This window comes from Aneurinibacillus sp. XH2, from assembly GCF_001439585.2.
Lineage (GTDB): Bacteria > Bacillota > Bacilli > Aneurinibacillales > Aneurinibacillaceae > Aneurinibacillus > Aneurinibacillus thermoaerophilus.
On record NZ_CP014140.1, the window covers coordinates 2,917,661 to 2,931,724 of the forward strand.

Annotated in this window: 17 protein-coding genes and 1 riboswitch; of the genes, 1 reads left to right on the forward strand and 16 read right to left on the reverse strand. The window is 47.2% G+C overall.

Annotation, left to right across the window (positions count from 1 at the left end; genetic code table 11):
- Positions 1-6 precede the first annotated feature (6 nt).
- The 10 genes from ACH33_RS14460 to ACH33_RS20170 all read right to left on the reverse strand — a co-directional run bounded on the left by ACH33_RS14460 (position 7) and on the right by ACH33_RS20170 (position 7,520).
- On the reverse strand, positions 7-831 hold the full coding sequence (locus ACH33_RS14460; protein ID WP_057899651.1) for a M55 family metallopeptidase: 825 nt from the start codon (positions 829-831) through the stop codon (positions 7-9).
- A gap of 171 nt (positions 832-1,002) precedes the next feature.
- Positions 1,003-2,571, reverse strand: coding sequence for a fatty acid--CoA ligase (locus ACH33_RS14465; protein ID WP_057899652.1), 1,569 nt, complete (start codon positions 2,569-2,571; stop codon positions 1,003-1,005).
- A gap of 22 nt (positions 2,572-2,593) precedes the next feature.
- A complete protein-coding gene (locus ACH33_RS14470) occupies positions 2,594-3,433 on the reverse strand; it encodes a MetQ/NlpA family ABC transporter substrate-binding protein (protein ID WP_057899653.1) in 840 nt (279 codons plus the stop codon).
- Between the two features lie 13 nt (positions 3,434-3,446).
- On the reverse strand, positions 3,447-4,109 hold the full coding sequence (locus ACH33_RS14475) for a methionine ABC transporter permease (protein ID WP_057899654.1): 663 nt from the start codon (positions 4,107-4,109) through the stop codon (positions 3,447-3,449).
- Positions 4,102-4,866 (reverse strand): methionine ABC transporter ATP-binding protein, encoded by a 765-nt coding sequence (locus tag ACH33_RS14480; RefSeq protein ID WP_057899655.1) that lies wholly within the window; start codon positions 4,864-4,866, stop codon positions 4,102-4,104. The genes ACH33_RS14475 and ACH33_RS14480 overlap by 8 nt, the downstream gene beginning before the upstream one ends.
- A gap of 101 nt (positions 4,867-4,967) precedes the next feature.
- Positions 4,968-5,078, reverse strand: a riboswitch (SAM riboswitch).
- A 311-nt stretch (positions 5,079-5,389) separates the two neighbouring features.
- Positions 5,390-5,797 carry a thioesterase family protein gene (locus tag ACH33_RS14485; protein WP_408863281.1) on the reverse strand — a complete coding sequence of 136 codons (408 nt, stop codon included), beginning with the start codon at positions 5,795-5,797 and terminating at the stop codon, positions 5,390-5,392.
- 65 nt (positions 5,798-5,862) lie between these two features.
- Entirely contained in the window at positions 5,863-6,252 is a 390-nt protein-coding gene (locus ACH33_RS14490; protein ID WP_057899657.1) for a PaaI family thioesterase, read from the reverse strand.
- A 41-nt stretch (positions 6,253-6,293) separates the two neighbouring features.
- Positions 6,294-6,755: a PaaI family thioesterase gene (locus tag ACH33_RS14495; RefSeq protein WP_057899658.1), complete on the reverse strand. Its 462-nt coding sequence runs from the start codon at positions 6,753-6,755 to the stop codon at positions 6,294-6,296.
- An 18-nt stretch (positions 6,756-6,773) separates the two neighbouring features.
- Complete coding sequence (locus ACH33_RS14500) at positions 6,774-7,073, reverse strand: EthD family reductase (RefSeq protein WP_057899659.1); 300 nt, start codon at positions 7,071-7,073, stop codon at positions 6,774-6,776.
- A gap of 309 nt (positions 7,074-7,382) precedes the next feature.
- Positions 7,383-7,520: a VOC family protein gene (locus ACH33_RS20170; protein ID WP_236781896.1), complete on the reverse strand. Its 138-nt coding sequence runs from the start codon at positions 7,518-7,520 to the stop codon at positions 7,383-7,385.
- 203 nt (positions 7,521-7,723) lie between these two features.
- Here ACH33_RS20170 and ACH33_RS14505 point away from each other — a divergent pair, with 203 nt between their 5' ends.
- Positions 7,724-8,068 (forward strand): hypothetical protein, encoded by a 345-nt coding sequence (locus tag ACH33_RS14505; protein ID WP_057899660.1) that lies wholly within the window; start codon positions 7,724-7,726, stop codon positions 8,066-8,068.
- 69 nt (positions 8,069-8,137) lie between these two features.
- On the opposite strand, the gene rbsB is transcribed toward ACH33_RS14505, so the two are convergent.
- From rbsB to ACH33_RS14535, 6 genes are all read right to left on the reverse strand, one after another.
- Positions 8,138-9,067, reverse strand: a complete 930-nt coding sequence (rbsB, locus tag ACH33_RS14510) for a ribose ABC transporter substrate-binding protein RbsB (protein WP_057900407.1) — start codon at positions 9,065-9,067, stop codon at positions 8,138-8,140.
- A gap of 70 nt (positions 9,068-9,137) precedes the next feature.
- Positions 9,138-10,079 carry an ABC transporter permease subunit gene (locus ACH33_RS14515; protein WP_057899661.1) on the reverse strand — a complete coding sequence of 314 codons (942 nt, stop codon included), beginning with the start codon at positions 10,077-10,079 and terminating at the stop codon, positions 9,138-9,140.
- A gap of 1 nt (position 10,080) precedes the next feature.
- The gene (locus ACH33_RS14520) at positions 10,081-11,571 is read right to left on the reverse strand and encodes a sugar ABC transporter ATP-binding protein (RefSeq protein WP_057899662.1); all 1,491 of its coding nucleotides are present in this window, start codon (positions 11,569-11,571) and stop codon (positions 10,081-10,083) included.
- Between the two features lie 18 nt (positions 11,572-11,589).
- Positions 11,590-11,985 (reverse strand): D-ribose pyranase, encoded by a 396-nt coding sequence (gene rbsD / locus ACH33_RS14525; RefSeq protein WP_057899663.1) that lies wholly within the window; start codon positions 11,983-11,985, stop codon positions 11,590-11,592.
- Positions 11,986-12,007: 22 nt separating this feature from the next.
- A complete protein-coding gene (gene rbsK / locus ACH33_RS14530; RefSeq protein WP_057899664.1) occupies positions 12,008-12,919 on the reverse strand; it encodes a ribokinase in 912 nt (303 codons plus the stop codon).
- Between the two features lie 3 nt (positions 12,920-12,922).
- Complete coding sequence (locus tag ACH33_RS14535; RefSeq protein WP_057899665.1) at positions 12,923-13,909, reverse strand: LacI family DNA-binding transcriptional regulator; 987 nt, start codon at positions 13,907-13,909, stop codon at positions 12,923-12,925.
- Positions 13,910-14,064 lie beyond the last annotated feature (155 nt).

Below are 14,064 nucleotides of genomic sequence, written 5' to 3' on the forward strand. Positions count from 1 at the left end.
TAAACATCAGCAAAATTTCGCCTTCATCGCTAATTCCGTCATGACAATCATCGCTTTATACGCCTCAAGAATATCTTGCGCCTTATAGCGAACGAGCGGCGCTTCCCCGTCCAGTTCCGTTCCCGGCAATAGATGTGCCCATTCCGCCTGCCCGTAGTTCGCAAACTCAATCGTTAATACCGGATTTTCCGGCGGTGTAAGCGGGGCGACGTTTTCTCTGCTTTCAATCGCCAGTTTCGTTTTCTCGCGCAGCAACCAGCCTGCTTTCTCCGGTGTCAGGCACAGCGCGGATGTACGGGACATTTGTTTTTTCACCACCGCAGTGGTAATGCCAGGGATGAGCGCTTCCGCTTCTTCTGCCACACCGTCATCGCCCGCTACCATCAAAAGCGGTACGCCATAGTGGCCGGCCACATACGCGTTGAAACCGAGTTCACCTACAGGCGCGTCATTAATATACATATTTCTCACACCGAAAATCATCGTATGGCTCAATACACCTTTCCTGCCAGCGCGCGAATGGTAGCCGAGAAATATCGCGCCCGTATATGTATCATCCAGCCCCTGCACCATAGAGAACGGTTTCACATCTCCAGAGATCAATTGTGCTTCCGGATGCAGTCGTTCGATTAATAAATTGTTCATCTTGGAGTGGCTATCATTGACAATAATCTCTTTAAACCCCTGCTGAAACGCGGTTTCAATCACGTGGTTTACCTCATCTGTCATCAATTTTTGACCACGCGCGTAGTTGAGTCCTGTTGAATCAACAAACGTTTGATCCACCAGTCCAGTAATTCCTTCCATATCAACGGAAATATACAGTTTCAAGCTTCCACCCCATCTCCATTTTTCCTTAAGTATAAATATTCGATATGAGCTTGATATTTCCTTTCTCTACTGTGTAGCCACGCATAAAACCCCGTAACGTTATCATTTATTTTCTTACTTATACGTACGCTAAAAAATCCCTCCCTGCAATGAGCAGTGAGGGATTCTCGGTTACACATGAACCGCTTGCTTTTCGAGAAGGAATTTTTGTATTTTGCCGCTGGCCGTTTTCGGAAGCTCGTCGACAAAGCAGTAAGCGCGTGGACGTTTGTATTTCGCCAGTCGCTCTCCTTCCACAAGAAACGTATCCAGCTCTTCCGCAGTCACATTGCTTTCCTTGCTGCGGACAATGTAGGCAAACACAATTTGTCCCCACTTCGGATCCGGTTTGCCCACCACGGCCACTTCGCGTACGCCCGGATGTTCCAGCAATTGATCCTCCACTTCGCGCGGATAAATATTTTCTGCACCGGAAATAATCATATGATCTATGCGATCACGAATCCAAATGTAGCCGTCTTCATCGTACTCGCCCATATCGCCCGTATGATACCAGCCGTAAGCCAGCGCTTTTTCCGTCGCTTCGGGGCGGTTGTAGTAACCTTCCATCATGCACGGACCTTTGACAAGAATTTCGCCGATTTCGCCTGGCTCGCAAATGTTATCTGGATGCGTTGGCGTGCCGTCCGGATTGACGCGACAAATACGCAACTCATGCGTCAAACTTGCCTTTCCAGCAGAGCCGGCTTTTTTTAATTGTTCGTCTGCGTACAGCACAGACATACACGGGCCCATTTCGGTTGTACCGTAAATCTGGATTAAGTCCGCGCCTACTTTCTCCTCAAACTCGCGGATAAGGACAGGAGCCATGGACGCTCCGCCGTATTCGAGCAGACGCAATGATGATAAATCGTACGCTTCAAAATCGTCGGCATACAGCAACATATTGACCATTGTTGGTGCCGCGAACATATGCGTGACTTTTTCTTTTTCGATCGTGTACAGCACACGGGAAGCGTCAAAATGGTGCAAAAGCACATTAGTCGCTCCCACCTGCACACGCGGCAGGAAAGAAGTATGCAATTCCGCCGTATGGTTGAGCGGCGCGGCGGCAAGACCAATGTCATCCTTTGTTAGGCCCATGCATTGCATCATCATAAAATTATGATGAATTTTGCTGCGATGCGTGTGAAGTACGCCTTTCGGGCGTCCGGTAGTACCGCTTGTGTACATCATAATGCAATAATCGGTTTCCGATACCTCCACTTCCGGACGGGAAACATCTTCTGCTTCAAGCAGTTCGTAAAATCCAAGCGCTCCTTCTGTCAACGGTTCATCCACATATATATAATGTTCGACCGGATTCCCAAGCTCACGCGCTTTCTCCACCACGTCTGAGCCCTGTCTTTCATATAACAATACTTTTGCTTTTCCATCCTGTAGGATATATTGCAATTCATGTGCAGCTAGCCGATAGTTAATCGGATTAAAAATGGCGCCGATTTTTGCCGTCGCAAACAATGTAACCACAAACTCGCTCGTATTATATAAGAAGGAAGAAACAACGTCACCCTTTTGGACACCCAGGCGCTTAAGCGCCCGGGCAAATTGGTTTACTTTTTGATTCAATTCTGTATATGTCCAGCGGTGATGCTTCGTTTCGTATTCATAAATTAAGCTAATTTTATCCGGAAAATTACGGACTGACCATTCAAGAACATCTCCGATTGTTGTGCTCATCGTTTTCTTCCCCCCTATGTGCTTATTTTAAATAATCAGGTTTGACAAATCCCTGGAATTCTTTCTCGATAACTTCTTTAAACTCCGGAGATTTATATGCTTCGATTAAATCTTTAACAAACTGGCTGTCTTTGTCCGCCGTTTTCACAGCGACCACGTTCATATATTGATCCGGAATCTTTTCGAGCGCCAGCGCTTCCGTAAGTTTCAAGCCCGATGCGATGGCGAAGTTCCCGTTGACAAATGCGTAGTCTGCGTCTTCAAGCGAGCGCGGAAGCTGGGCTGCTTCCAGCGGCAGGAGCTTGATATTTTTCTTGTTCTCCACGATATCCTTTTCCGATACGCGAAGCAGATCTACACCTTCTTTTAACTTGATCCAACCGAAATGTTGCATCATGACAAGCGCGCGGGCCTGATTAGTAGGATCATTCGGAAGCGAAACGGTCGCTCCCGGCTGCACTTCTTCCAGTGTTTTATGCTTATGCGAGTAAATGCCGATCGGAGCCGTCGGAACCTGGATAACATCTTGAATATCCAAGTTATGCTCTTTCGCAAAGTTCTGCAAATACACGACATGTTGAAACACATTCGCATTCAGCGAACCTTCAGCCAGCGCCTGGTTCGGCTGCACGTAATCGTTGAACTCAACAATCTTCACGTTGTATCCTTTTTTTTCTAAAATAGGTTTAATTCCTAAACGCACCTGATCACTATACGGCCCCGCCGTCGCACCAATAACCAGTTCTTTACTGTTCCCCTGCGTTTTTCCTGTTGCCGTTTCGCTCTCTTGTCCTCCGCAAGCTGTCAAAAAGATTACTATTAATGAAATTAATGCAATAAGAATAAACGGTTTTTGTTTCACAAAGATCTCTCCCTTAACGTTTATCAAGATAATGTGCAAGACGATTGCCCGCAAATTGAATGACTTGTACAAGCACCACCAATAAAAGCACGGTCACAATCATAACATCCGTCTGGAATCGGTAGTAGCCGAAGCGAATCGCTAAATCCCCGATCCCTCCGCCTCCGACAACGCCGGCCATCGCAGAATAGGAAAGAAAACTGACAATCAATACTGTGAGTCCGAGCGTAAGCCCAGCGCGCGCTTCTGTCAATAACACTTTCCAAACAATCTGATATGTAGACGCCCCCATTGCCACCGCGGCTTCAATAACTCCTCTCGAAACTTCACGAAGCGATTGCTCCACCAGACGTGCAAAGTATGGAATGGCTGCAATCGACAACGGAACAGCCGCAGCCACCGGACCGATCGTCGTTCCGACCAATGTTCGCGTCAACGGAATCAATGCCACGAGCAAAATAAGAAAGGGAAACGATCGGACAATGTTAACGAGCGAACTTAAAATTCGAAATAAAATGGGGCTTTCCAGCAATTGTCCTTTACCTGTCAGAAAAAGCAGAACCCCCAGCGGCATGCCAAGCAAAAGCGCTGAGCCTATTGAAATGCCGACCATAATAGAAGTTTCTACGATAGAAACCCCAATTTCCGGCAATAAAGCAATCACATTATCAAACATTGGCTATCCCTCTCTCCTTGCCTGTTTCCTCTTCGAATAATAGCTGGGCGATTTCAGTTTTCGGCTTTACTTCCCGTTCAGAAAGCGAAAGTTTTTCGACGAGATGACCTCTTTCCATGACTGCTACTTTGTTGCAAATCTCTTTCACTACACTCATTTCATGCGTGACGATGAGAATCGTTACGCCTAGCTTTTGGTTGATTTCTTTAAGAAAAGATAAAATGGTACGCGTCGTCTGCGGATCAAGCGCTGAGGTAGGCTCATCACATAGCAGCACTTTCGGCCGGCTGGCCAACGCCCGGGCGATAGCGACCCTCTGCTTTTGTCCCCCGCTCAACTTGGCAGGATAGCTGTCCACCTTCTCGGCCAGCCCTACAATCTCCAAGCACTCCTGTACTCTTTTTTTTCTCTCTTCTTTTGGAAGACCGGCTATTTCTAGCGGAAACGCCACATTGTCCGCCACCGTCCGATTATTCAACAGATTAAAATGCTGAAAAATCATGCCGATGGACTGGCGCGCTTTGCGCAGCTCTCGATTTGATAGACCGGTTAACTCCTGACCATCCACATATACCTTTCCCTCGTCCGGTCGCTCCAGCAAATTAACCAGTCTAAGCAAAGTTGACTTACCAGCACCGCTGAACCCGATAATACCGTACACATCCCCTGGCTCCACATGCAGCGACGTTGGAGCTACTGCCTGAAATGTCCCGTTCGGTGTGGTATAACTTTTACTAATACTCTGTAATTTAATCATACTCCTCACTCCTTTATTCCTCCTAGATTGCACAAGGGGAAATAAAAACGACCTCCTGCGCTGCAAGAGGTCGGCGTACACTCATCACAAGTTTGCCGGACCTCTCATCTTTCAGCGCGCGAGCGCTGCTGGAATTGGCACCGTGTCAAAGAGTTTCTTTGATGGTTGCCGAGGCTTCACTGGGCCAGTCCCTCCACCTCTCTGGATAAGAGTCCTAATCATTTGCCTTTTCAATTTGTTGATTTTATTCTAACACATTAAACCATAATGTCAACTAGGAATTATAGATTTTTTAATTTTCTCCTACATTGCTGAGACATATAAAAACCATCACAGTTTATCATTGTATATGCAGATAACACCATATTTATATTGATTATAGTAGCTGTATATTTTCGCGGTCAATAAATTTACATTTAATTCTTAATACTATATCGAATAGTAGCAATATTTGTTTTGATAAGGTTGTTAATGATCCGATAAAAAAGACCGCGATTGAAAATTCCACGGTCTTCCTGTTTCATTATTTTTGTGCAATGGTTTGCCGTAACTCCGTGATACGTGCCTCCATTTTTTCTTTTTTAAAAATCGCCTGTGTAAAAATTCCGGTACCAACAATATTTTCTGATGTTTCCGCGGTCACTTCACAAACGACTCGCTTCGGAGTAACTTCCGTACATAAGGCTGTAAATTTTACCCGTTGCCCCACCACCGCAGGCCCAATGTGCTTAACCTGAATTTCGTATCCGGCTCCTTCCTCCCCCTCTTCAAGGTAAGGCAAAATAACATGGCGTCCGACTTTTTCCATATAATAAATCATAGTCACGGTCGACATTACATCGTGAACCACGTTGCCGTCAAACGTAGGACGCATATCGTCCTGCACGACAATTTCCAACGTCTCTGTCTCTCCCGGTTGTAATCCTTTCACCCGTTCTTCTCCTTCCTTATAAAGCAACATATACTTTCTTATACGAATGTAAAGACAACTCCACATCACTGTGGAGTTGTCTTTACACGGGCATATGTGCCAAGCGCGACGGCAACCAGCTCCCCATCGTCCGTGCGCACTTCCGCTTGCATGATAATAGTACGGCCTCCGCGCTTGATTACCCTAGATTGTGCGATCAGCTTATTTCCCCTAGCAGGCGCCAAATAGTTGATTTTGCTCTCCAATGTTACGCACTGCTGCACACCGTTAACATGAGGCGCGGCCGCGTGCCCCATGACCACATCAGCAAGCGTGCTTGTCACTCCGCCATGCACCACTCCATCGATACTATTGTACAATTCCGGGCGAATATGAAGCACTGCCGTGCAGCTATTTTCGTCCTGGTGCTCGATTTCAATACCAAGATATTGGTTAAAACGATTGTTTGATTTCATGGTAGTCTCTCCTGCCAATCCAGCGCTGCCAACGCGTCCTGTTACTCTTCATTAGCTGCGTTCTGTCCGATTTCCTCAAGAAAAAACCCACTCTTGCGGTAAGCGACCGCGTCAAGCAGAGCGATGCTTTCGCCGTCGTGTTCCACCTCGATTTGGTAAAAACCGGCGCGTGCTGTTTTTTTCTTTTCTGTCGCTACTGCACGTAACCGTGCGCCCTTTCCACTTGGAGCCATATACTGAACGTTCATCGATAACGCCACGCATGGACGTCCATATGAATTGCAGGCCGCAGCAAACGCAAAATCAGCCAGCGCAAAAATGACGGCTCCATGTGTTGTGCCATGCGCATTCAACATTTCCTCACGCACGTCTACTTCCGCCACAGCCGTTCCCTCTCCAAGTTCAACCAGCCGGATTCCTAAATGGCGCGCGTACGGATCGCGACTCACATACCGAGTGATTTGTTCCCGGTACCTGCGATGTGTTTCCGTCTCACTCAACATGCTTTTTAAACCTTTCTCCTATACTACTTCCGCGAAGTGCATGGATACAACCTTGCCAGCGAAGCCCATTAAATCTTTGCCTGCTGCTTTTCCTTCCGGAGAAGAAAGCGCGTTCATAAGCGCTTCTTTTGTTTCAAAATACATTTCTGCAATCAAATGAAGATTGCTGTCACCTGCAGGAGAGCCATAAATTTTATTAACTTCCAGCTTTAGAAGACCCGGCATTTTTTCCGCGAGCGGCGCGTGTACTTCTTTGTAATGTTTATCAAATTCCTCCACATTTTCCGGCTTTTTGTAAATCGCGATCAGCTTAACCATCGTATCCCCTCCATAAAAAATCAATACCTTAATATCATAAAAATATAATATTACGTTTTAAAATCGTACTATTTATCAGAAATTATATCGTTTTAAACAGCCAATCGTCAATATTTTAAGAAAAATTATTAATATAGCCACTATGTTGAACTTACCGTTCAAGCGAATGCTACCGCTCCCGCTGGCCCGGTTCAACGAATTGCAAGAGCTCTCGATCCGGGCCATAAAATAAAATCATCCGACCGCCTCCAAGCGTCGGTTTCGGTTCCTCAGTGTTAAAAACAATTCCCTTCGCCTTGTAATGAGCAATCAGTACAAAAACGCCATCTCGCGCACCGCGTTCTGACCGCGAAGGCGTACCCTGTACCCAAACATCGATGAATAAAACGCAATGGAACGATCCATATCGGAAACAATCAATGCTACGTGTTCGATTTTTTTAATCATTTGTATCTCCTGCCCTTTTCATTTTTGAATCCCTTCTCTTTTTCTATCACTAAATGGTAATTTTGTTTCTTATTTTGGGCAAGTCTAGTCCTTTACTTTGACTTCTCCGCTTTACATGTTGAACAAAGCGACAGTGGCCGACTTTTTATACGGTTTCACTTTCTGTTATAGTAAAAGCAAAAGGACATGAAGGGGAGAACAATATGGCAATGTTTGAGGAACCGGATCTGCTGGGCGTCTACTGCGAACGACGCGACAAGGGACATCCGGAAGAATATGCGTTTGAGATTACGCAAAAATATATGTTCAATTTCTTTATCAGCAACATGAACCAACTGTTCGCTGCTGAAAAAGCCGAAGTTACTGACAACATGCCGCCTGATGAAAAAGCAAAACTACTCTATTTAAAAAAAGCATCCGACCGCGAAAAGCTGGAACTTATCCGCAGATGGTATGAAGATTACAAAGACAGCATCTATTCCTCCAGCGGTTCATTTGAACGGGCATATATGCACAGAAATTCCCTTTTGCAAAATAATGAATATTAAAAAAGCATCAAAAAATCCCCGGATTGGCCGCTACGAACCGAAACCGGGGATTTTTCATCATTCTATTCGTTATTTTTTAATCAATTCAAGCTCCACTGGCACATTTTTCTCTACTTTTTCGCCGTTTGCTACTTTCTTCGCAAGTTCAACCGCTTGCTTGCCGATAAGCTCGGGTTTCTGCGCGACAGTCGCGCTCATGCGGCCCTCTTTCACCGCAGCCACTGCGTCATCCGTTGCATCAAAGCCGACAACAACTACATCCTTCAATCCAGCAGCCTGAATCGCTTTCAGAGCCCCTAGCGCCATTTCATCATTATGAGCAAATACGGCTTTAATATCCTTATTCCCCTGCAAAATGTTTTCCATAACACTCATACCTTTCGCGCGGTCAAAATCGGCCGGCTGCTTGGCCACCACTTTCACACCTTTTTCTTTGTCAATGATTTCATGGAAACCTTTGCCGCGCTCCCGTGCCGCGGAAGAACCTGGAATTCCTTCAAGTTCAACGATATTGCCTTGTTTTCCGATTTTTTCAAGCAAATATTTAGCCGCCATTCTGCCCCCTTCTACGTTGTCGGAAGCTACGTGTGATACGACCTCGCCTCCCTCGGCGCTACGGTCAACGGTAATGACCGGGATGTTGGCATGATTCGCGGATTTAATGGCAGACACAACGGCTGCGGAGTCGGTCGGGTTTACAAGAATGACATCCACCTGCCGCTGGATTAAATCTTCGATTCCCGAGATTTGTTTCGCTGGGTCATCCTGTGCGTCAACCGTTACTAGCTTTATATTGTTTTCCTGCGCCGCTTTCTCCGCCCCCTCTTTCAGCGTCACGAAGAACGGGTTGCTTTGTGTGGAAATAGCCAGCCCTACCGTAATCTGCTCTTTTTTGTCGCCAGCTGCTTTATCTCCTGTACCTGGCGCCTGGGTGGTGCAACCTACCAGCATGGATAAACCGAGCAAACTTACCGCAAAACCTTTTACTAATCTTTTCATTTTCTTCTGATCCCCCTTAGACAAATATTGATTTAATGTTTGTACATTTGTATGGTGATGGATATGTTTTTTACGCTGTTTTTTTGCGATCAAGCAAAACAGCAAGCAAAATCACGGCTCCTTTTACCACCTGCTGGTAGAACGAAGAAACTTCCAGCAAATTCAAACCGTTGTTTAGCACGCCGATAATCATCGCACCGATAAGGGTACCAAAAATCCAGCCACGACCGCCAGATAGGCTGGTTCCCCCCAGCACGACCGCAGCAATGGCATCCAATTCATACCCCATTCCGGCGTTTGCCTGCGCGGAATTGAGGCGCGAAGTCAGGATAACCCCTGCCAGCGCCGATAACAAACCAGTCAGCGCATAAATATAAATTTTTACCCTGTCTGCTTTAATGCCGGACAGAATCGCCGCTTCTTCGTTGCCGCCGATTGCGTAGATGCGGCGGCCGAACGCTGTTTTCTTCAGGATAAAATACAGCACCGCGAAACATCCAAGCATCCAGAGCACCGGAACTGGGATTACGAAAAAGTATCCGGCGCCGAGCATGGTGAACATCTCGCTGTCAAATCCGGTAATCGGTCTTCCTTCTGTATATACAAGCGTAAGACCGCGGAAAATCGTCATCGTGGAAAGCGTTGCAATAAATGGCGCTACTTTTCCTTTCGCGATCAAAAGACCGTTCGCCGTCCCCATCAATACGCCGGAGAGAAGTGCAATGAGAATGGACAGAAGCGGATCCATACCCGCAGTCATCATTCCGGCCGTCAGCGCACCCGCAAGCGCAAGAATCGCACCAACCGACAGGTCAATCCCGCCAGTCAAAATGACAAAAGTCATGCCAAACGCAATCAGTGCGTTAATCGAAACCTGACGCAACACATTTAAAATATTGTCCAACGTTAAAAAGTTAGGGCTCAGCACTGCAAGAATAACCGTAATAATCAAAAGTCCGATAAAAGGCCCCAGCTTTTGAAAATTCATCACAAAAGATTTTTTATCTGCCATATTACTTTCCTCCGGTGGCCGCATGCATGATTTTTTCCTGCGTAGCCTCTGTTTTATCCATAACTGCTGCCAGCCTTCCTTCATGCATAACCAGAATGCGATCGCTCATACCGAGAATTTCCGGCAGCTCTGATGAAATCATAATAATGGTGACACCTACAGCAGTAAGTTCATTGATAATGTTATAAATTTCTTTTTTGGCGCCGATATCAACGCCACGTGTCGGTTCGTCGAGGATGAGCACTTTCGGCTGAATGCCCAGCCATTTGCCGATTACGACTTTCTGCTGATTTCCGCCGCTCAGCGACTTTACCGTTTGCTCGCCGCTGCTCGTTTTAATGTTCAGCCGCTGAATCATCTCCCGCACAAACCCTGCTTCTTTCACAGAAGATACCACGCCATTTTTCGAGAGTCTCCCCAAATTGGTCAGCGCAATATTTTCTCGCACGGACAATCCGAGCACAAGCCCCTCTCCTTTTCTGTCCTCCGTTACAAACGCAATACCGTGCCGAATCGCATCGTCCGGTTTCCGGATGTGAATCTCCTGGCCATCCAAGAAGATTCGGCCACTTTGCTTCTCGCTTACACCAAACAACGCGCGCGCAATTTCCGTCCGTCCGGAGCCCATCAGGCCAGCGATGCCAAGCACTTCGCCGCGTCGCGCGGAAAAACTGATATCCCGAATCGCCCCGCTATCGCTCAGTCCCTCCACTCGCAGACGCTCTTCGCCAATTGCCACGTTGCGTTCCGGGAAACGTTCACCAAGCTGACGTCCGACCATCATGTGGACAATCGTATCCAAATCCGTCTCTTTAATATTTTCGGTACCGACAAAGATACCATCGCGCAAAACAGAAATCCGATCACAAATTGCGAAGATTTCCTCCATGCGGTGCGATACATATACGATCCCGACACCTTGCGCCCGCAAATCGCGCATGACTTCAAACAGTGCCTCAATTTCCCTGTCGGTCAGCGCCGCCGTCGGTTCGTCCATAATCAGCACCTCCGCGTTCAACGACAAGGCGCGGGCGATTTCAATCATTTGCTGCTGCCCGATGGATAGAGAGCCCGCTTCCGCATCCGGGTCAATGTCGACACCTAGACGCCCCAAGTATTCACGCGTTTTTTGCTTCATTTCCCGCGTGCGTAAAATCCCTGTTCTGCCATAGCAAAGATCGCGCCCAAGAAACATGTTCTCCATGACCGTCAGCTGCGGAATGATGTTTAGTTCCTGATGGATAACAGCAATGCCCATCTGTTCCGCTTCTTTCGGACCACTGAAATTTACTTCTTGGCCACGAACCCGGATCGTACCAGAATCCTTCGGATAAATGCCGGTTAATATTTTCATCATCGTTGACTTCCCGGCACCGTTCTCACCCATCAGCGCATGAATTTCCCCTTTTTTTAGAGAAAATGAAACATCTTTTAGCACCTGCACTTTGCCAAACGATTTGCTAATGCCTGTCATTTCAATCAGATTGCTCATTGCGCAACATCCTTTTGCTTAAAAAATTACGCCGGATCTTAGAACCACGTTGGCATACGGTGTCGCTTCCCCCGTGCGAATCACCGCTTTCGCCCGCTCGCTCAAACGTTTGAGCTGTTCATGGGATACGTAAGACATTTCTGCATCATGCAGTATCTCCCGCACCTGCTGCTCTATCTTCGGGTTATGCGTTTTAATTTCTTCCGCCAGCACCGCTGCTTCGACCTGCATTTCCTCCAGGACAACTTCCAGCGTATCAATAAAGGAAGGAAGCCCCGGCTTCAGCGCCAGATCGATCCGCTTCACCCCATCCGGAATCGGCAACCCACAATCACCAATTACAATCGTATCCGTATGCCCCAATTGAGAAATCACGGCTGTAATCTCGCTGTTTAAAGCGCCAATTTTCTTCATGACTCTACTCCTTGTTGTCTTACTATGTTTGCTTCAAAAAAGTGACTACCTGCTCATGAGACGGCATGCCGCCTTGCGCCCCGAACTTTGTAACCGATAACGCACTTGCCGCAACCGCATAGTGTACCGCTTCTGCTATCGAACAGCCCTGGCCAATCATGACGGCCAGCGCTGCGTTGAATGTATCGCCTGCGCCCGTCGTATCCACCACTTCGACTTGAAAGCCAGGCTGATGTCGAATATTTCCGTTACCATCGCTGTAGTATGCACCGTCGCTTCCTTTGGTCATCACCAACTTTCCGTGATACGACGCCATAAGGCCCCTGAAGTCCCCATGCTCCCCCGGCTTCTTGCCAAGGAGAATAGCCAGTTCGTACTCGTTTGGCGTCAGAACGGTAATATCTTTAAGCACTTCCTGCGGCAATTCGGCCGCTGGGGCCGGATTTACGATAACCGGAACATCAGCCTTGCGCGCAATACGCACCGCTTCTACCACAGTGTCCAGCGGAATTTCTAATTGCAGCAATACCACATCTGCTTCCCGAATCATGGCTTCGACACGGCGAACTTTGTCCGGGGTCAGGGCATGGTTAGCGCCCGGGACGACAATAATGGAATTATCCCCATTCTCGACCACAATCGAAGCAATGCCTGTCGCTGTTTGTGTAACCGGTTCCACACCGTCCACGCGAACCCCTTCTTTTTTGAGATTATCTATAAGCATGGTGCCGAAGCTATCCTCTCCTACGCACCCAATCATATAAACATCAGCTCCGAGTCGTGCGCAGGCCACTGCCTGATTAGCACCTTTTCCGCCGGGAAGCGTGGAAAATTTGCTGCCGAGCACGGTTTCCCCCAATGCGGGTACCCGCGGTGTCTCTGTTACCAGATCCATGTTAATACTGCCTATGACAACAATCTTTGGTCGTTTCATTATTTATCCCTTCCTCGTAGTCCCTCGCTCGATGAGCTGCACATCCAGTTCATAATACAAAGTATCAAGCGGCTGTTTTTCGATCATCTTAATCAGCATACGCGCGGCGAGCGCGCCCATCTCATAAATCGGCTGAGCCATTGTCGTCAGTTCCGGATACACGATTTCTCCCATCGTGATGCCATCGTAGCCGATAATCGCCATTTCTTCTGGTATTGAAATACCAAGCAGCTGCACCGCCCGCATCGCGCCGATGGCTATTATATCGTTTCCAGCAAAAATCCCGTCAATATCCGGATGCTTCTTCAGGAGTTCCAGCGTCGCCTGCATAGCCTGGCGCATATCGTAATTGCTGGCAACAATAAGCCCTGGATGGAACCATTCCAATTTTTCTACCACATCGAGGTATCCATGGCAACGCTCATCAGCAATTCTGAGCTGCACAGGCCCTCTAAGATGCGCGATTTTCCTGCAACCTTGTTTCAAAAGAAAGCGAGTCGCCTCCCGGGCTCCTTCCCTGTTTTTCGAAGTCACCATCGGAATGTTGTCGGATAAAACCACTCGATCCAATACAACAACCGGTACTTTGAACGTATGTACCTCTTCTGCCGTCAACGCCGTTGAAGCAAGGATCACGCCATCAATATATTTTTGTTTCAGCAATTGGATATACTGCTTTTCTTTTTGTGGGTTTTCATCGGAATTGCCGAGAATGGTTGTATATCCATACTGTTGCATCACGTCTTCCACAGCACGAGCCAATTCCGGAAAGAACGGGTTTGTAATATCGGGCACCATCAGGCCAATTGTGCCCGTTTTCTTGTTGGTTAAGCTCCGGGCAACGAAGTTGGGCGTATAATTCAATTCTTTAATCGCCTTTAACACTTTGCGCTCCGTTTCCTCGTGAACATAGCCGCTACGATTCAGTACGCGTGATACGGTCGCCACGGAAACCCCCGCAAGCTTCGATACGTCTCTGATGGTGGGCATCTGTTTCTTCCTTCCCATCACTATTTTATGTAATCGGTTACACACACTATAAAAAAACATACAAAAACAAAAAGCTATAAAATAGGTAACCGGTTACATCTTTTAATTAAACATAATATTAAACCAGATGAACTTTTTTTGTCAATCATATTTGC

Bases quoted from the DNA above. Each gene is read 5' to 3' on its own strand.
- ACH33_RS14465 (WP_057899652.1), bottom strand. From the start codon at position 2,571: ATGAGCACAACAATCGGAGATGTTCTTGAATGGTCAGTCCGTAATTTT.
- ACH33_RS14475 (WP_057899654.1), bottom strand. From the start codon at position 4,109: ATGTTTGATAATGTGATTGCTTTATTGCCGGAAATTGGGGTTTCTATC.
- ACH33_RS14480 (WP_057899655.1), bottom strand. From the start codon at position 4,866: ATGATTAAATTACAGAGTATTAGTAAAAGTTATACCACACCGAACGGG.
- ACH33_RS14490 (WP_057899657.1), bottom strand. From the start codon at position 6,252: ATGAAATCAAACAATCGTTTTAACCAATATCTTGGTATTGAAATCGAG.
- ACH33_RS14495 (WP_057899658.1), bottom strand. From the start codon at position 6,755: ATGTTGAGTGAGACGGAAACACATCGCAGGTACCGGGAACAAATCACT.
- ACH33_RS14500 (WP_057899659.1), bottom strand. From the start codon at position 7,073: ATGGTTAAGCTGATCGCGATTTACAAAAAGCCGGAAAATGTGGAGGAA.
- ACH33_RS20170 (WP_236781896.1), bottom strand. From the start codon at position 7,520: ATGATTAAAAAAATCGAACACGTAGCATTGATTGTTTCCGATATGGAT.
- ACH33_RS14505 (WP_057899660.1), top strand. From the start codon at position 7,724: ATGGCAATGTTTGAGGAACCGGATCTGCTGGGCGTCTACTGCGAACGA.
- rbsB (WP_057900407.1), bottom strand. From the start codon at position 9,067: ATGAAAAGATTAGTAAAAGGTTTTGCGGTAAGTTTGCTCGGTTTATCC.
- ACH33_RS14515 (WP_057899661.1), bottom strand. From the start codon at position 10,079: ATGGCAGATAAAAAATCTTTTGTGATGAATTTTCAAAAGCTGGGGCCT.
- ACH33_RS14520 (WP_057899662.1), bottom strand. From the start codon at position 11,571: ATGAGCAATCTGATTGAAATGACAGGCATTAGCAAATCGTTTGGCAAA.
- rbsD (WP_057899663.1), bottom strand. From the start codon at position 11,985: ATGAAGAAAATTGGCGCTTTAAACAGCGAGATTACAGCCGTGATTTCT.
- rbsK (WP_057899664.1), bottom strand. From the start codon at position 12,919: ATGAAACGACCAAAGATTGTTGTCATAGGCAGTATTAACATGGATCTG.
- ACH33_RS14535 (WP_057899665.1), bottom strand. From the start codon at position 13,909: ATGCCCACCATCAGAGACGTATCGAAGCTTGCGGGGGTTTCCGTGGCG.